Raw genomic sequence first — 15,887 nt, 5'->3', positions numbered from 1 at the left:
AGGCGCGCATTCTACGCTTTCCTCATTTACTGTCAAGCGTTTATTTTGAAGTTTTTTGCGAGAAACTCGTTTAGCTTCAAACACTTGACTCGCCGCGATCTCTCGTAGCGGGAGGCGAATCATACAGTGTTTAAAACCGCTGTCAACCTTCATCTCCACCGCTATCGATCAGTCGACCGAAGCGCTTCCAATCTCGCCCGAACTTATTAACTCGTTGAATCTCAAGGAGTTTTTCGTTCCGATGTCGCTGGAAGTGGGGCGCATTATAAGGGGATTCGAAAGCCCGTCAACCTTTAATTTCAAGAAAGTTCAATATTGCTCAAAAACGAAGCGGGGGAGGCTTGCGGCCTCCCCCGCTTACGCTCAGCGCTTACAAGCTAGGGAATGCAAACTGCGACGCTTCATGGCTGGAGCGTTGCGGCCAGCGCTGGGTGATCGCCTTACGGCGGGTATAGAAGCGCACGCCATCCGGCCCATAGGCGTGCAGATCACCGAAGAGCGAACGCTTCCAGCCACCAAAGCTGTGGTAAGCGACAGGAACTGGGAGCGGTACGTTGACCCCCACCATGCCTACCTCGATTTCGTCGCAGAACAGGCGCGCGGCTTCACCGTCACGGGTAAAGATGCAAGTGCCGTTGCCATACTCATGGTCATTGATCAATTGCATGGCTTGTTCCAGGCTGTTCACGCGCACCACGCACAGCACCGGGCCGAAGATCTCTTCTTTATAGATGCGCATTTCTGGGGTCACGTGATCGAACAGGGTACCGCCGACGAAGTAGCCGTCTTCATTACCCGTTACACGCAAACCACGACCATCGACCACCAGTTTGGCGCCAGCGGCCAGGCCATCGTCTATATAGCCGACTACCTTGTCACGGGCAGCAGCGGTCACCAGCGGCCCCATGTCAAGACCACAGGAAGTACCGGCACCGATCTTCAACGCCTTGATCTGCGGCTCCAGCTTGGCGATCAGTGCATCGGCAACCTGATCACCTACGCACACTGCCACCGAGATAGCCATGCAGCGCTCGCCGCACGAACCGTATGCCGCCCCCATCAGCGCACTGACCGCGTTGTCCAGATCAGCGTCGGGCATCAACACTGCGTGGTTCTTCGCACCGCCCAGAGCCTGGACGCGCTTGCCGCGCTTGGTACCTTCGGCGTAGATGTACTCGGCGATTGGCGTCGAACCAACGAAGCTCAGTGCTTTGACCTCCGGTGCTTCGATGAGCGCATCGACGGCCTCTTTATCGCCGTGCACCACGTTGAGGATACCCTTCGGCAGGCCAGCCTCCAGCAACAACTGCGCAATGAATAGCGTCGAGCTGGGATCGCGCTCGGATGGCTTGAGGATGAAGGCGTTGCCGCAGGCGATGGCCAACGGGTACATCCACAGCGGCACCATGGCTGGGAAGTTGAACGGGGTGATGCCAGCAACTACGCCCAGCGGCTGGAAGTCGGACCAGGCATCGATGTTAGGGCCAACATTGCGGCTGTATTCACCTTTAAGCACCTCTGGCGCCGCGCAGGCAAACTCGACGTTCTCGATGCCACGCTTGAGTTCACCAGCAGCGTCTTCCAGGGTCTTGCCGTGCTCTTCGCTGATCATCTGCGAGATGCGTGCTTCATTCTGCTCCAGCAGTTGTTTGAAGCGGAACATCACCTGAGCGCGCTTGGCCGGGGGGGTATTGCGCCAAGCCGGGAACGCGGCCTTGGCAGAATCGATGGCCTGCTGAACGGTCGCGCGGCTGGCCAACTCCACCTTACGCACCGCTTGGCCGGTAGAAGGATTGAAGACATCGGCGGTACGCTCGCCCTTGGTAACCAGCTCGCCGTGAATCAGGTGCTGAACAATGCTCATGCAAAACTCCAAATAAAGAAGGTTGAGTCAGGCGCGTGATCGGCTCACGCGCTCTGCGTCGAAAGCGTGATGATCAGTCGATCTTGTTCAGGGCTTCACCGACCGCGTCGAACAGACGGTCCAGCTCCTGCGGCTGAGTGTTGAAGGTTGGCCCGAACTGCAAAGTGTCGCCGCCAAAACGCACATAGAAGCCGGCCTGCCACAGCTTCATGGCCGCTTCGTAAGGCCGCACGATGGCATCACCGTCGCGGGCAGCGATTTGAATCGCGCCTGCCAGGCCATAGTTACGGATGTCGACGACATTCTTGGTGCCTTTGATGCCGTGCAATAGTTTCTCGAAGTGCGGCGCCAACTCTGCAGCCGACTGCACCAAGTTCTCTTTTTGCAGAAGGTCGAGCGCAGCAATACCGGCGGCGCAGGCGACAGGGTGCGCCGAGTAGGTGTAGCCGTGAGGAAATTCGACGGCGTATTCCGGAGTCGGTTGGTTCATGAACGTCTGGTAGATCTCGCTGGAGGCGATCACTGCCCCCATCGGAATGGCACCGTTGGTGACCTGCTTGGCGATGCACATCAGGTCTGGGGTGACACCGAAAGCCTCGGACCCAGTCATGGCACCCATACGGCCGAAACCTGTGATGACCTCGTCGAAGATCAGCAGGATGTTGTGCTGCGTACAGATCTCACGCAACCGCTTGAGGTAGCCCTTGGGCGGCGGCAGCACACCGGCGGAACCTGCCAGCGGCTCGACAATTACGGCTGCAATGTTCGACGCATCGTGCAGCTCGATCAGCTTGAGCATTTCATCTGCCAAGGCGATACCACCCTCCTCCGGCAGGCCTTTGGAGAAGGCATTCACCGGCAGCACGGTGTGGGGCAGGTGGTCGACGTCCAGCAATTGGCCGAACATCTTGCGGTTGCCATTGACGCCACCCAAGCTGGTACCCGCGATGTTAACCCCGTGATAGCCACGCGCACGGCCAATGATCTTGGTCTTGGTGGCCTGGCCTTTTAGGCGCCAGTAGGCACGCACCATTTTCAACGCGGTGTCGCAGCACTCGGAGCCCGAGTTGGTATAGAAGACATGGTTCAGGTCGCCGGGCGTCAGTTCAGCGATCTTCTCGGCGAGCTGGAACGAAAGCGGGTGGCCGAACTGGAATGCCGGGGAGTAATCGAGAGTACCCAGCTGACGTGCGACTGCCTCGGTGATTTCCTTGCGGGTATGCCCGGCACCACAGGTCCACAGACCTGAGAGGGCATCGAAGATTCGCCGGCCCTTGTCGTCTACCAGGTGATTGCCATCGGCCGCCACAATCAAGCGCGGGTCGCGCTGGAAGTTACGGTTGGCGGTGTAGGGCATCCAGTGGGCATCGAGCTTCAGCTGGCTGGCGATACCTGGAGTGACGGCTTCGGGCATGTTCATCGGCGGGGTCCTTGAAAGACTGTTAGGCAACGATGGATGTTGTTGCAGCTAAATTGGCACGGCGATAAAGTCTGAAAAAGCCTACATTTCTAATCTTCAGTTAGCGCAAGACTAAACTTATGAGCCGACGCCCCGACCCTCTCGCCCAGGTAAGTGATTTCGATATCCGCTTGCTGAAAATTTACCGAAGCGTCGTTGAATGCGGAGGGTTCTCCGCTGCGGAGAACGTGCTGGGCATAGGCCGCTCGGCCATCAGTCAGCAGATGAACGATCTCGAACAACGCCTGGGCTTACGTTTGTGTCAGCGCGGCCGCGCTGGCTTCTCGCTGACCGAGGAAGGCCGCGAGGTGTACCACTCGGCACTGCAATTGCTCAGTGCGCTTGAAACTTTCCGCACCGAGGTCAATGGCCTGCACCAGCATTTGCGCGGCGAGCTCAACATCGGCCTGACCGATAACCTGGTTACCCTGCCACACATGCGCATCACTCATGCCCTGGCCGAACTCAAGGACCGCGGCCCCGAAGTTCGTATCCAGATCCGCATGATTTCCCCCAGCCAGGTCGAGCAAGGCGTGCTGGACGGCAGTCTGCACGTCGGTGTGGTGCCGCAGACCAGCCCACTTTCAGGCCTGGAATATCAATCGCTGTACAGCGAGCGTTCACAGCTTTATTGCGCGGTTGGCCACCCGTTGTTCTACGCCGACAACCAGCAGATAGACGATGAGCGCCTGAACAGCCAGGAGGCCATCGCCCCTACCTTCCGCCTGCCTGCAGAGATTCAGGCGCATTACCAGGCCCTCAATTGCACCGCCAGTGCCTCAGACCGCGAAGGCATGGCTTTTCTGATCCTGACTGGGCGCTACATCGGCTATCTTCCGGACCATTACGCGACCTTCTGGGTCCAGCAGGGCCGCCTGCGCGCGCTCAAACCGGCGCAACGGTTCTACGACCTGAGCCTGAGCTGGGTGACCCGCAAGGGCCGTCGGCCAAATCTGGTATTGGAAAGCTTCCTCGAAAGCCTGGCTGCGACACGCTGATGCCCGCTTCTGACGCTAAGGCTTGTCAGGCCAGCACAGGCAGGTAATCTTGTCCGACATTCGTTGCCACAGACCTGTCCGGAATCGTCCATGACCCTAGAAGTCCCAGCGCATCGCCTCCCCGCCTCGGGCAAGCCCGCCGGCCGTATCCGCCAGAAGAACGAACAGGCCATCATCCAAGCCGCCGAAGACGAATTCGCCCGTCATGGTTTCAAAGGCACCAGCATGAACACCATCGCGCTGAAAGCCGGCTTGCCCAAGGCCAACCTGCATTACTACTTCACCAACAAACTCGGCCTGTACATCGCCGTGCTGAGTAACATCATCGAATTGTGGGACAGCACCTTCAACGCCTTGAGCGTCGACGACGACCCGGGCACCGCGCTGAGCCATTACATACGTACCAAAATGGAGTTCTCCCGGCGCAACCCTCAGGCCTCGCGGATCTTCGCAATGGAAGTGATCAGCGGCGGCAGTTGCCTCACCGAGTACTTCAGCGCCGACTACCGGGAGTGGTTCCGCGGCCGGGCTGCTGTATTCCAAGCCTGGATCGAAGCCGGAAAAATGGACCCGGTGGACCCCGTGCACCTGATCTTCCTGCTGTGGGGCAGCACCCAACACTATGCCGACTTCGCTACCCAGATCTGCCAGGTCACCGGCCGGAGCCGGCTGACCAAGCAAGATATGGAAGATGCCAGCAATAACCTTATCCACATCATTCTCAAAGGCTGCGGCATCACGCCGAGCGCCTGACGTTCATTTATGCCTTCTACCTTGCTTGAGCTCTGCGAATTTCGCGAGGAAATCCGCAAGAGCCGCTTCATCACCCTTGCCGCCCCGATCACCAGTGCGGCCGAAGCCATGAGCTTCATCGAACGCCACAGCGACGTGGCCGCCACCCACAACTGCTGGGCATGGAAGATCGGCGGGCAGTACCGCAGCAATGACGATGGTGAACCAGGCGGAACCGCCGGGCGGCCAATCCTGGCGGCCATCGAAGCACAGGATTGCGACCAGGTCGTGGTGCTGGTAATCCGCTGGTACGGCGGCATTCAATTGGGCACCGGGGGGCTAGCCCGCGCCTATGGGGGTGGCGCCAACAAATGCCTGCAACAGGCGCCCAAACGGCTGCTGGTAAAGCGCAGCGAATTCGTTTGCAGGTGTACGTTCAGCGAACTGGCGCTGGTGAAACTGCGCCTGGCAGAGGTCGACGGTCTTGTGCTGGACGAGCAGTTCACCGCCAATGGCGTCGACCTTGAAATCGCGCTGGGTGAAGAGCACCTGAGCACCTTGCAACAGCAGTTGGCCGATCTGAGCCGCGGCCGAATCATCTTGCAGGCCCGCTGAGACTTGCCCACATCAACTGTGGGCCGGCCTGTGGATAAGCTTGGGGCACTCCGCTGCATCCCATGCCAGCAAAGGCCTGCGGAGCATTGAGCATATTTTGATCAGCGTTTGATGACAGCACCAAGTGACTGAACTGTGGTGAGTTATCCCCAGTGCGAACGACAGATCGCGGGCAGGCTTGCGCACAATTACTGTGGATCAGCCTGTGGATAACCCGTGAGCCAACCGTTCAGTGCCCGGCTCACTCAGGGCCGGGCGTAGCTGTACATTTTTTAGCCAGACGCTAGGCAGGCACACCTGACGGCACTGCAGTATGCTCAATTGTTTTCCGACTCCCATAAAGGAATCTTCCAATGGCAACTTCGAGAACTGCCCTCATCATCGGCGCATCCCGCGGCCTAGGCCTGGGTTTGGTCCAGCGCCTGCAGGAAGATGGCTGGAGCATCACCGCCACCGTGCGCAATCCCCAGCAGCCCGGCGCCCTGGCCGATGTCCCGGGCGTGCGCATTGAACAACTGGAAATCAATGACGCCGCTCAACTCGACGGCCTCAAGCAACGCCTGCAAGGTGAGGTATTCGACCTGGTGTTCGTCAACGCTGGCGTCATGGGCCCTCTGCCGCAGGACCTCGAAGCGGTAAGCAGCCAGGCCGTTGGCGAGTTGTTCATGACCAATGCCGTAGCCCCGATCCGTGTCGCCCGCCGCCTGGCAGGCCAGCTGCGGGAAAACACTGGCGTGCTGGCGTTCATGAGCTCGATCCTGGGCAGCGTAACCATCCCCGACGGCGGCGAACTGTGCCTATACAAAGCCAGCAAGGCGGCTCTCAACTCGATGATCAATAGCTTTGTGGTCGAACTGCAGCGCCCGGACCTGTGCGTACTGGCCATGCACCCCGGCTGGGTGAAGACTGACATGGGCGGTGAAAACGCGGAAATCGACGTGCTCACCAGCACTCGGGGCATGCTGGAACAGATCAAGGCGCAAAGCGGCAAGGGTGGCCTACGCTTCATCAACTACAAAGGCGAGCCGCTGACGTGGTGAGATGAATACCGACCGGCCGGGCGCAATACCCGGCCGAGCCCTGTAGAATGTCGGCAACCGTTCCTGATTCGAGACATTCCCCCTATGTATGATTGGCTCAATGCCCTGCCCAAGGCAGAACTACACCTGCACCTCGAAGGTTCGCTGGAGCCCGAACTGCTCTTCGCACTGGCCGAGCGCAACAAGATTGCCCTGCCATGGAATGACGTAGAAACCCTGCGCAGCGCCTATGCGTTCAATAACCTGCAAGAGTTTCTCGACTTGTACTATCGCGGCGCGGACGTACTTCGCACCGAGCAGGATTTCTATGACCTGACCTGGGCCTACCTGCAACGCTGCAAGGCACAGAACGTGATTCATACCGAACCGTTCTTCGACCCGCAGACCCACACTGACCGCGGCATCGCGTTCGAAGTGGTGCTCAATGGCATCAACCAGGCACTCAAGGATGGCCGCGAGCAACTGGGCATCAGCAGCGGCCTGATCCTGAGCTTCCTGCGTCACCTCAGCGAAGAGCAAGCGCAAAAGACCCTAGACCAGGCCATGCCGTTCCGCGACGCGTTCATCGCTGTCGGTCTGGACAGTTCGGAGATGGGCCACCCGCCAAGCAAGTTCCAGCGCGTGTTCGACCGCGCCCGCAGCGAAGGTTTCGTGGCTGTCGCCCACGCCGGTGAGGAGGGCCCGCCCGAGTACATCTGGGAAGCGTTGGACCTTCTGAAGATCAAGCGGATCGACCACGGCGTACGCGCCATCGAAGACGAGCGCCTGATGCAGCGCATCATCGACGAGCAGATCCCGCTCACTGTTTGCCCCTTGTCCAATACCAAGCTTTGCGTGTTCGACGATATGAGCCAACACAACATCCTCGATATGCTCGAGCGTGGCGTCAAGGTGACAGTCAACTCGGACGACCCGGCCTACTTCGGCGGTTATGTCACCGAGAACTTCCACGCCCTGCACACCCACCTGGGCATGACCAAAGACCAGGCTCGCAAGCTGGCGCAGAACAGCCTGGATGCTCGCCTGATCTGAAGCCGTCACCCCACCTGCAAAGTCGCCACGCGGGCGATGCGGTTGATCTGCTGCACACCTTCGGCAGAAATCTGCAGCACCCGCGTGCCTTCAGGTTCGCGTATCCAGCCAGACTGAAGAAACAGTTTGAGCAATGCCTGGCCAAGGCTGCCGCCCAAGTGCGGCCCTTGGTCGCTCAACTCATTGTTGTGGCAGACCGAACAGCCGCCTTGGCGTCGTGATGCCAGCGCGTCAATGTAGACCCCGATGGCCGCCAGTTGAGCCCGCCCCTCATCGCTCACCGTGAGCTCCCGCTCACTGCCCACCAGCCAACCAGCCACTACCAGCCGATGGTACAGTTCAGCCGCCAGTTCGCCGCCCAAGTGGTCACCACAGCGGCGCGCCCTGCGCATCGCCATTGGCAATTGAAGTACCTCGGTATGCCGCCTGTTTTGCGCAACCAACTGCACACTGGCCAACGCTTCGACGGCGACCCCGACCTGGGGAGTGGCGAGCCTGAAGTAGCGCTTGCGGCCCCGCGCCTCGAGCCTGAGCAGGCCTGCCGAAGACAGCAGCGACAAATGCGCACAGGCAGAAGACGAGGTCAGCCCGGTCATCATCGCCAGTTCATCGGTCGGCCTCGGGGTGCCATCGATCAGCGCCCATAACATCGCGCTGCGCTTGGGGTCGGCCATCAGGCCGGCAATCTGACTGATACTGCTGACTGCATTCATATCCCTATTTCTCCCGCGTGATCACGTCTGGTTTCCAGAGGCCAGCCTTGGCTACGCTAATCGCCCCCAAGGCAAAGTGCTCGACCGCCAGTATAAGCCGCAGAAAAGCCGCATCCGGCAGCTCGGAACCTGTGCAGGTAAGCCCGAATGACGCTGGGTAGGGTGACCCTCGAATCGGTCGATGTGGCGGGCAAAGCTCTACAAACCAGAGCAGGAGGGAAAATACTGGGCATAAGGAAGGATGGCCCAGAGCGTGCTGCGACTCTGCCGACAGTACCCTTCCTCAAGTAGCGCAACTCAAAGCGAAGCTTCTACTTCAATTCAGCCGAAGCCTATGGAAACTTCAGACAAACCCTTGAGACAACGCCCCGACCGCCAGTCCGAACACCCGCTCGGGCCATGGCAACGGTTGTGCGCAGCGCTACACTATCTGCGCCCCTCTTGCCAATCGGAGGTATGCCGCGATGAAAATTGTCGTCAGTACGTCGACCCGCAACCCCAACTGCCCCTGGCAGGTCAGGCTCGACCAGCATGTAGTGAGTTTTCGCAGCGAAGCCGAGGCCCGCGCCTTCGTCGCTACCCTGCAAAATCGCCTGCAGGCCCCTCACTCGCTCATGCAGGGCGCGCTGCCTGAAAGCGCCGGGTCAGCAATGCGACACTGACCACCAGCACCCCGCATAAACTGATTACCAGGCTCATGGGTATTGCACTCCCGTCATGTAGCACACCGACCAGCGCTGCTGCAGCGGCAGCGACGCTGAACTGCAGGCAGCCCATCAATGCCGACGCGCTACCCGCCCGAGCGCCCTGGCCGCTCATGGCACAGGCGGCCGCGTTTGGAATGATGCACCCTAGGCTGGCGATGCAGACGAACAGCGGCACCAGCAATGGCCACAGCGCAGCGGGTTGCAGGGCCGCAACAGCCAACAGCGAGAGGCCCGCCGCGAGGTACACCCAGACCGCACGGCTCAGCAGAAATGCCGGGCCTCGCTTGACCAGAAGGCGCGCATTGACCTGAGCGACCAGGATGAAGCCAGCAGCATTGGTGCCGAACAGCCACCCATAATGTTCAGCAGGTACGCCGTAGAGCTTTATGAAGACGAAAGGTGAACCAGCGATGTAGGCAAACATACCAGCAATGGCGATCCCCCCCGTCAACGCGTGGCCGAGGAACACACGGTCGGCCAACAGACGCAGGTATTGGCGCAAGGCACCCGACAGTGGCTGGCGCGGCATATGCGCCGGCAAGCTTTCCGGCAGGCCAAGGGTTACGGCCAATAAGCTGGCTGCACTGAACAGGCTTAGCGCCAGGAAGATCGACTGCCAACCGGCGAAGTTCACCAGCACCCCACCCAGCATCGGTGCCAGGATCGGAGCCAAGCCCATCACCAGCATCAACTGCGAGAACACCTTGGCAGACGCCACGGGGTCGCACTTGTCGCTGACGATGGCCCGCGACAGGACCATGCCGGCGCAACCGCCCAGCGCCTGGACAAAGCGAGCGATGATCAACGTGTCGAGGTTGGGCGCATAGGCGCAGGCCAATGAGGCCAGGGTGAACAAAGCCACCCCGAATACCAAAGGCTTGCGCCGACCAAACCGATCTGCCACAGGCCCATAGGCCAGCTGACCGATCGACAAGCCAAGGAAATAGGCCGCAAGAGTGGCCTGTACGTGTTTTTCATCGGTGGCGAACGCCTGCGCCATGGCCGGGAAGGCGGGCAGGTAGAAGTCGATCGCCAAGGGCCCGAACGCACTGAGTGCGCCCAGAATCAGCACCATTCGCAGGTTCATCAGAAATCCATAGCATGCTAAGCAAGCCGCTAAGTCTACCTGCGTCGGGCCCTGTGTGTCGCGATCAGGCTGCGGTTATGTCAACTCGGCCTGGTAGCCTTCTTCACGAATGGCCGCCAGCACCTGCTCAGCCGTCAGTGTGCTCTGCACGTTGACTTTTTTGCCGGCCAGATCCACGTCAACCTTGGCTTGTGCATCCAGCGCCTGCACTGCGTGTGTCACAGCTTTCACACAATGGCCACAGGTCATGCCTTGTACATTGAACACTTGCATGGGGAATGCCTCCTTCGGGGTTTTGTCCAGTTTCAAGCTTGCCATCGGGTCAAGGTCAAGTTCTGCGTTGCGCGGCCGGGCTGGAAATCCGCGCGCACCTCAGCCAAGCTGCGCCTTTGACGATCGCGCATGCAGGAGGTTTTTCATGTTCAGGACAGCAGTGGGCGCAGTCGGGCTACTAGCCGCACTAGCCGCAGTGCCCCCGGCCAGCGCCGAGAGCAACTCGGATTACAGCGTACTGATCATTTCCCGGGAACGCCTGGAGGTGGCGACCAGTTGCGAGATCGGCGTGTACCTCAATGACCAGCTTTCCGGTCGGCTATTCCAAGAGCAGTCCACATCCTTCAACCTGCCGCCTGGCCCGGTGGACGTGCGCCTGCGCCTGCTGCCTGGGCAAATGCCCGGCTGCGCTGCCGGTATCGAGGACCAACGCAGCACACGGCTCAACCTGCAAGCGGGGCAGATCAACAAATACCGTATTGCCATGGGCCACAATGGCCTTGAGTTGCGACGAGCCAGCCTGGGCTATTGACCTTCCCTGCGTGGCAAGGTTGATGCTGTGCCCAAGCCCTGCCGAGGAGCAAAGCCATGCCCGCCACCACACTGCCAAGCCGAACCGTGGAACTACAGATCACCGGTATGACCTGCGCCAGCTGCGTCGGCCGGGTCGAGCGAACATTGGGCAAGCTACCAGGGGTCGAACAAGTTAGCGTCAACCTGGCCAATGAACGGGCTCATCTGCAAGTGCAGCAGGCAGTCGACGATGCACTGTTGATCAGCGCCGTCGAAAAAGCCGGCTACAGCGCCAGCCTGCCACAAGCCACGGAAAGTGCCCGGCAAGACACCCAGTGGCGGCTGCGCACCGAGCGCCTGGCCGTCGTGGCCGCCTTGCTGCTGGCACTGCCGTTGGTCTTGCCCATGCTGGTGCAGCCGTTCGGCCTGCATTGGATGCTACCTGCCTGGGCGCAATTGGCCCTGGCCACACCCGTGCAATTCATACTCGGCGCACGCTTTTACCAGGCCGCCTATAAAGCTGTGCGCGCCGGTGCTGGCAACATGGATCTGCTAGTGGCCTTAGGCACCAGCGCAGGTTACGGCCTGAGCCTATACCAGTGGGCCACGGCCCCGGTCGGCACGGCCCCGCACCTGTATTTCGAAGCGTCGGCGGTGGTGATAGCCCTGGTATTGCTGGGCAAGTACCTTGAAAGCCGCGCCAAGCGCCAGACCGCCAGTGCCATCCGCGCGCTGGAGGCATTGCGCCCGGAACGCGCCTTGCGGGTGGTTGATGGCCACGAAGAGGAAGTTGCGATCAGCGCGCTGCGCCTGGACGATCGGGTGCTGGTCAAACCCGGCGAGCGCTTCCCGGTCGACGGTACCGTCGAAGAAGGCAGCAGCCACGCTGACGAAGCGCTGATCAGTGGCGAGAGCCTACCGGTGGCCAAACAACCCGGCGACCGCGTCACTGGCGGAGCCATCAACGGCGAAGGCCGGCTGCTGATTCGCACCGAGGCGCTAGGCGCGCAGACCGTGCTGGCCCGCATCATCCGCCTGGTTGAAGACGCACAAGCGGCCAAAGCACCGATCCAGAAGCTGGTCGACCGGGTCAGCCAAGTATTCGTCCCTGCGGTGCTGGTGCTGGCAGTAATCACCTTAATCGGCTGGTGGCTGGCCGGCGCGCCGGTGGAGACGGCGTTGATCAATGCTGTCGCCGTACTGGTGATCGCCTGCCCCTGTGCCCTGGGCCTGGCCACGCCGGCTGCGATCATGGCCGGAACGGGCGTCGCGGCGCGCCACGGCATTCTGATCAAGGATGCCGAAGCGCTGGAACGCGCCCATGCAGTCAACCGCGTGGTGTTCGACAAGACCGGGACTCTCACCTCCGGCAGCCCGCGGGTCGTTCACAGCCAGGCGCAGGGGATCGACCACGCCGAATTCATGCGCCTGGCCGGCGCCCTGCAGCGGGGCAGCGAACACCCCCTGGCCAAGGCGGTGCTGGCTGTTTGCACCGAGCAGGGCCTGGACGTGCCTGAAGTGAGCGATAGCCTCTCACTCTCCGGCCGCGGCATTGCCGGTTTCGTACGGGGCCGCGCGTTGGCGCTTGGCAACCGCCGCCTGCTCGATGAAAGCGGCCTACAACCTGGCGAGTTGGCGAGCAAGGCACAAGCCTGGGAAGCCGAGGGGCGCACGCTGTCCTGGCTGATTGAGCAGGGTGAGGCGCCACGCGTACTCGGCCTGCTGGCGTTCGGCGACAGCCTCAAGCCCGGCGCCGAGCAAGCCATCGCTGCACTGCACGCCCGCCATATCAGCAGCCACTTGTTGACCGGCGACAACCACGGCAGCGCCAAGGTGGTGGCTGACGCCCTCGGTATCGATGATGTGCACGCCCAAATGCTACCGGCCGATAAGACCGCCACCGTAGCTGCGCTGAAAAAGGACGGGGTGGTGGCCATGGTCGGCGACGGTATCAACGATGCCCCGGCCCTGGCCGCTGCCGACATCGGCATCGCCATGGGCGGAGGTACTGACGTGGCCATGCAGGCTGCGGGCATCACGCTGATGCGGGGTGACCCGCGGCTGGTCCCGGCTGCGCTGGAAATCAGCCGCAAGACCTACGCGAAAATCCGTCAGAACCTATTCTGGGCCTTCATCTATAACCTGATCGGCATCCCCTTGGCCGCACTGGGTTACCTCAACCCGGTCATGGCCGGGGCTGCCATGGCGCTGTCCAGCGTCAGCGTGGTCAGCAATGCCCTGTGGTTGAAAACCTGGGCACCCACCAGCAGCGCCGAGGAGGCCCAATGAACATTGGCCAGGCGGCCCGCCGCAGCGGGCTCAGCACTAAGATGATCCGCTATTACGAGGCCATTGGTTTACTCAAACCGGCCACGCGCAGTGACAGCGGCTACCGCGTTTACCACGCCGAAGACCTGCATAGCCTGGCGTTCATCAAGCGCTCTCGCGACCTGGGGTTTTCTTTGGATGAAGTGGGCAAGTTGCTGACTCTGTGGCAGGACCGCGGGCGCGCCAGTGCCGATGTCAAGGCCCTGGCCACGCGGCACATCGCTGAGCTGAACCGGCGCATCGAGGAGCTGGTGAGTCTGCGTGACACGCTGGGGGACCTGGTTGCCCACTGCCAGGGAGACGATCGACCGGATTGCCCCATTCTCAAGGACCTGGCCAAAAACGCGGGCTGCTGCCATTGAGGAGCTTGGTTCGCACTCCACGGCATAGGGATGCGACAACGTAATAATTGTTTGGTATGCCATATTAGCCTGCCGCCGACCGAATCGTCGTCAAATGCGACTTCGCCCAATACATACGGGCGTCTGACCTAATTTTTCCCTGGGTGCTGCCGATGTAGTTGCTACCTGCCTCGCGTGCAAAAAACAAAACCCCGGGAGCGTCGATGAATATCAAACAAAAACTGACTTGGGCCTTCGCGGTGATCGCGGGCTTGCCCATCGTCCTCGTAGCCACCCTGGTGGTCCTCAACCTGCGCGGCGAAGCCCGCGACGGTTTCCTCGACAGCAGCAGCCGGGAAATCCGTCAGGTCAGCAATGCAATGAACATCTTCTTCCAGGGCATCGACCAGAATGTCGCCTACCTGGCCTCGCAGCCGATGGTGGCGGCCACCGGCACCAACCTGAACAAGTACATGAGCGCCACCCCGTCCAACGAACTGGGTGAACAGGATCAGCAGCTCATGGACTTCTTCACCCGTCTGGCAGAGTCTCACCCAGGCTATGCCTATGTTTCCTACGGCGTGAGTGACGGCGGCTATGTGTGCTGGCCAGCCGGGCAGAAGTTCGTCAACTACGACCCGCGCCAGCGCCCGTGGTATCAGCAGGCCATGGCCAACCCCGGCAAGACCGTACGTACTGGCGCCTACTACTGGGCTGCCGACGATGCAGTGCTGATCAGCACCGTACGCGCCGTACCCAACCAGCTGGGCAACCCAGGCGGGGTGGTCAACATCGATGTTTCGCTCAAGGGCCTGACCGAGATCGTGAAACAGATCAAGCTGGGTGAAAGCGGGTACCTGATGCTGGTGGAAAGCAACGGCAATGTCATGGTCGACCCCCGCGATGCCAGCCACAACTTCAAGCAGCTGGGCAGCTTCGGTGATGGCTATGCCGAGCTGGCCAAGGCCGGCAAAGGTCTGGTCGAGGTGCAGATCAACGGTGAGCGCTACATGGCCAACGTCTACCCGGACGAGAAACTGGGCTGGACCTTCATCGGCCTGATCCAGCAAAGCGAAGTGATGCAGACCACCACACGCCTGACCTGGCTGATCGGGGCTATCGCGCTGGTGCTGGCAGCCGTGTTCGCCGTGCTGGGCGCGGCGTTCGCCAAACTGATCGTGCGCCCGATCAACAGCGTCACCAGCGGCCTGGAAGACATTGCCCAAGGCGAAGGCGACCTGACCCGCAACCTCGACGTGCGTGGGCGCGACGAAACTGCGCAACTGGCGAACTGGTTCAACCAGTTCCTTGGCGCCATCCGTAGCCTGATCCAGCACATCGGCTCAGCCGCCAGCAAGATCCTCAGCACCTCCACCAGCTCGACCCAGGTTTCCAGCGACATGGCCGAGGCCGCCGGGCGCCAGCGTGAAGCCGTGGACATGGTCTCCACAGCATTCCACGAGATGGTCGCAACCGCCAACGAAGTGGCCCGTTCGTGCAGCCAGGCTGCGCAATCGGCCGATAGCGGCCAGCAGCAGGCCCGTGAAGGGCAGCAACAGATCGACGCGGCAGTCAGCAGCGTGGACCGCCTCAGCCAGGAAATCGAACAGTCGGCCCAGTCGATCCAGCAACTGGAACGCGACAGTAACGCCATTCAGTCCATCCTCGGCACCATTCGCTCGATTGCCGAGCAAACCAACCTGCTGGCGCTGAACGCCGCCATCGAGGCGGCCCGCGCGGGTGAACAGGGACGTGGTTTTGCCGTGGTGGCCGATGAAGTTAGGGCGCTGGCCAAACGCACCGCTGACTCGACCGCCGAAATCGATGGCTTGTTGGGCAACCTGGCCAGCCGCACGGCAGAAGTGGCTGGGCAGATGCATGCCAGCCTGGAGGTGTCGCAGCAGTCGGTCAGCCGCATCGGTATGGCCCGTGACAGCTTCGGGCAGATTCGCGAGTCGGTAGACATCATCCGCGACATGAACACGCAGATCGCTACGGCAGCCGAAGAACAGCACCAGGTGGCCGAGGACATCAACCGGCACATCAGCCAGATTCATGGCGACGCGCAGTTGGTAGCTGAGTTGGCCCAGGCAGCGCGCCAGGACTCCGAGAGCCTTGCCGGGCTGTCCAATGAACTGGATGCCCTGGTACGCCGCTTCCGCACCTGAGTACCGATGCCCCGGCC

The 15,887-nt window shown here is 61.0% G+C and carries 15 protein-coding genes; 10 read left to right on the top strand and 5 right to left on the bottom strand.

Annotation, left to right across the window (positions count from 1 at the left end; all coding sequences use genetic code 11):
* Nucleotides 1-370: 370 nt before the first annotated feature.
* Nucleotides 371-1,864: a CoA-acylating methylmalonate-semialdehyde dehydrogenase gene (locus J5M56_RS21360; RefSeq protein ID WP_060479723.1), complete on the bottom strand. Its 1,494-nt coding sequence runs from the start codon at nucleotides 1,862-1,864 to the stop codon at nucleotides 371-373.
* 73 nt (nucleotides 1,865-1,937) lie between these two features.
* The gene (locus J5M56_RS21355; protein WP_207937732.1) at nucleotides 1,938-3,284 is read right to left on the bottom strand and encodes an aspartate aminotransferase family protein; all 1,347 of its coding nucleotides are present in this window, start codon (nucleotides 3,282-3,284) and stop codon (nucleotides 1,938-1,940) included.
* 119 nt (nucleotides 3,285-3,403) lie between these two features.
* Here J5M56_RS21355 and J5M56_RS21350 point away from each other — a divergent pair, with 119 nt between their 5' ends.
* The 5 genes from J5M56_RS21350 to J5M56_RS21330 all read left to right on the top strand — a co-directional run bounded on the left by J5M56_RS21350 (nucleotide 3,404) and on the right by J5M56_RS21330 (nucleotide 7,740).
* Entirely contained in the window at nucleotides 3,404-4,321 is a 918-nt protein-coding gene (locus J5M56_RS21350; protein ID WP_060479725.1) for a LysR family transcriptional regulator, read from the top strand.
* Between the two features lie 90 nt (nucleotides 4,322-4,411).
* The gene (locus J5M56_RS21345; RefSeq protein ID WP_060479726.1) at nucleotides 4,412-5,074 is read left to right on the top strand and encodes a TetR/AcrR family transcriptional regulator; all 663 of its coding nucleotides are present in this window, start codon (nucleotides 4,412-4,414) and stop codon (nucleotides 5,072-5,074) included.
* A gap of 9 nt (nucleotides 5,075-5,083) precedes the next feature.
* Nucleotides 5,084-5,668, top strand: a complete 585-nt coding sequence (locus J5M56_RS21340; RefSeq protein WP_207937731.1) for a YigZ family protein — start codon at nucleotides 5,084-5,086, stop codon at nucleotides 5,666-5,668.
* Nucleotides 5,669-6,021: 353 nt separating this feature from the next.
* The gene (locus J5M56_RS21335; RefSeq protein WP_207937730.1) at nucleotides 6,022-6,708 is read left to right on the top strand and encodes an SDR family oxidoreductase; all 687 of its coding nucleotides are present in this window, start codon (nucleotides 6,022-6,024) and stop codon (nucleotides 6,706-6,708) included.
* An 84-nt stretch (nucleotides 6,709-6,792) separates the two neighbouring features.
* Nucleotides 6,793-7,740, top strand: coding sequence for an adenosine deaminase (locus J5M56_RS21330; RefSeq protein WP_207937729.1), 948 nt, complete (start codon nucleotides 6,793-6,795; stop codon nucleotides 7,738-7,740).
* A 5-nt stretch (nucleotides 7,741-7,745) separates the two neighbouring features.
* Here J5M56_RS21330 and J5M56_RS21325 read toward each other — a convergent pair whose 3' ends face one another.
* Nucleotides 7,746-8,453, bottom strand: a complete 708-nt coding sequence (locus tag J5M56_RS21325) for a helix-turn-helix transcriptional regulator (protein WP_060479730.1) — start codon at nucleotides 8,451-8,453, stop codon at nucleotides 7,746-7,748.
* A 464-nt stretch (nucleotides 8,454-8,917) separates the two neighbouring features.
* Here J5M56_RS21325 and J5M56_RS26805 point away from each other — a divergent pair, with 464 nt between their 5' ends.
* Nucleotides 8,918-9,115: a hypothetical protein gene (locus J5M56_RS26805; RefSeq protein WP_081016688.1), complete on the top strand. Its 198-nt coding sequence runs from the start codon at nucleotides 8,918-8,920 to the stop codon at nucleotides 9,113-9,115.
* Here J5M56_RS26805 and J5M56_RS21320 read toward each other — a convergent pair.
* Nucleotides 9,066-10,247: a multidrug effflux MFS transporter gene (locus J5M56_RS21320; RefSeq protein ID WP_207937728.1), complete on the bottom strand. Its 1,182-nt coding sequence runs from the start codon at nucleotides 10,245-10,247 to the stop codon at nucleotides 9,066-9,068. The genes J5M56_RS26805 and J5M56_RS21320 overlap by 50 nt on opposite strands.
* Nucleotides 10,248-10,322: 75 nt before the next feature.
* Nucleotides 10,323-10,520 carry a cation transporter gene (locus J5M56_RS21315; RefSeq protein WP_207937727.1) on the bottom strand — a complete coding sequence of 66 codons (198 nt, stop codon included), beginning with the start codon at nucleotides 10,518-10,520 and terminating at the stop codon, nucleotides 10,323-10,325.
* 145 nt (nucleotides 10,521-10,665) lie between these two features.
* Here J5M56_RS21315 and J5M56_RS21310 point away from each other — a divergent pair, with 145 nt between their 5' ends.
* The 4 genes from J5M56_RS21310 to J5M56_RS21295 all read left to right on the top strand — a co-directional run bounded on the left by J5M56_RS21310 (nucleotide 10,666) and on the right by J5M56_RS21295 (nucleotide 15,870).
* A complete protein-coding gene (locus tag J5M56_RS21310; RefSeq protein ID WP_207937726.1) occupies nucleotides 10,666-11,052 on the top strand; it encodes a hypothetical protein in 387 nt (128 codons plus the stop codon).
* A gap of 56 nt (nucleotides 11,053-11,108) precedes the next feature.
* Complete coding sequence (locus J5M56_RS21305; protein ID WP_347709431.1) at nucleotides 11,109-13,322, top strand: heavy metal translocating P-type ATPase; 2,214 nt, start codon at nucleotides 11,109-11,111, stop codon at nucleotides 13,320-13,322.
* Complete coding sequence (gene cueR, locus J5M56_RS21300) at nucleotides 13,319-13,723, top strand: Cu(I)-responsive transcriptional regulator (protein ID WP_207937725.1); 405 nt, start codon at nucleotides 13,319-13,321, stop codon at nucleotides 13,721-13,723. Before J5M56_RS21305 ends, cueR begins: the two co-directional genes overlap by 4 nt.
* A 203-nt stretch (nucleotides 13,724-13,926) precedes the next feature.
* Nucleotides 13,927-15,870, top strand: coding sequence for a methyl-accepting chemotaxis protein (locus J5M56_RS21295; protein ID WP_060479734.1), 1,944 nt, complete (start codon nucleotides 13,927-13,929; stop codon nucleotides 15,868-15,870).
* Nucleotides 15,871-15,887 lie beyond the last annotated feature (17 nt).

Source organism: Pseudomonas sp. 51_B, assembly GCF_017491595.1.
Taxonomy (GTDB): domain Bacteria; phylum Pseudomonadota; class Gammaproteobacteria; order Pseudomonadales; family Pseudomonadaceae; genus Aquipseudomonas; species Aquipseudomonas promysalinigenes.
Note: the sequence above shows the minus strand (reverse complement) of the source record. Positions and strands in the feature narration are given on the sequence as shown.

What these genes read in the sequence shown, in the direction of transcription:
- J5M56_RS26805 (WP_081016688.1), top strand. Translation starts at nt 8,918, where the DNA reads ATGAAAATTGTCGTCAGTACGTCGACCCGCAACCCCAACTGCCCCTGG.
- J5M56_RS21310 (WP_207937726.1), top strand. Translation starts at nt 10,666, where the DNA reads ATGTTCAGGACAGCAGTGGGCGCAGTCGGGCTACTAGCCGCACTAGCC.
- J5M56_RS21360 (WP_060479723.1), bottom strand. Translation starts at nt 1,864, where the DNA reads ATGAGCATTGTTCAGCACCTGATTCACGGCGAGCTGGTTACCAAGGGC.
- J5M56_RS21350 (WP_060479725.1), top strand. Translation starts at nt 3,404, where the DNA reads ATGAGCCGACGCCCCGACCCTCTCGCCCAGGTAAGTGATTTCGATATC.
- J5M56_RS21325 (WP_060479730.1), bottom strand. Translation starts at nt 8,453, where the DNA reads ATGAATGCAGTCAGCAGTATCAGTCAGATTGCCGGCCTGATGGCCGAC.
- J5M56_RS21320 (WP_207937728.1), bottom strand. Translation starts at nt 10,247, where the DNA reads ATGAACCTGCGAATGGTGCTGATTCTGGGCGCACTCAGTGCGTTCGGG.
- J5M56_RS21345 (WP_060479726.1), top strand. Translation starts at nt 4,412, where the DNA reads ATGACCCTAGAAGTCCCAGCGCATCGCCTCCCCGCCTCGGGCAAGCCC.
- J5M56_RS21295 (WP_060479734.1), top strand. Translation starts at nt 13,927, where the DNA reads ATGAATATCAAACAAAAACTGACTTGGGCCTTCGCGGTGATCGCGGGC.
- J5M56_RS21305 (WP_347709431.1), top strand. Translation starts at nt 11,109, where the DNA reads ATGCCCGCCACCACACTGCCAAGCCGAACCGTGGAACTACAGATCACC.
- J5M56_RS21355 (WP_207937732.1), bottom strand. Translation starts at nt 3,284, where the DNA reads ATGAACATGCCCGAAGCCGTCACTCCAGGTATCGCCAGCCAGCTGAAG.
- cueR (WP_207937725.1), top strand. Translation starts at nt 13,319, where the DNA reads ATGAACATTGGCCAGGCGGCCCGCCGCAGCGGGCTCAGCACTAAGATG.
- J5M56_RS21330 (WP_207937729.1), top strand. Translation starts at nt 6,793, where the DNA reads ATGTATGATTGGCTCAATGCCCTGCCCAAGGCAGAACTACACCTGCAC.
- J5M56_RS21315 (WP_207937727.1), bottom strand. Translation starts at nt 10,520, where the DNA reads ATGCAAGTGTTCAATGTACAAGGCATGACCTGTGGCCATTGTGTGAAA.
- J5M56_RS21340 (WP_207937731.1), top strand. Translation starts at nt 5,084, where the DNA reads ATGCCTTCTACCTTGCTTGAGCTCTGCGAATTTCGCGAGGAAATCCGC.
- J5M56_RS21335 (WP_207937730.1), top strand. Translation starts at nt 6,022, where the DNA reads ATGGCAACTTCGAGAACTGCCCTCATCATCGGCGCATCCCGCGGCCTA.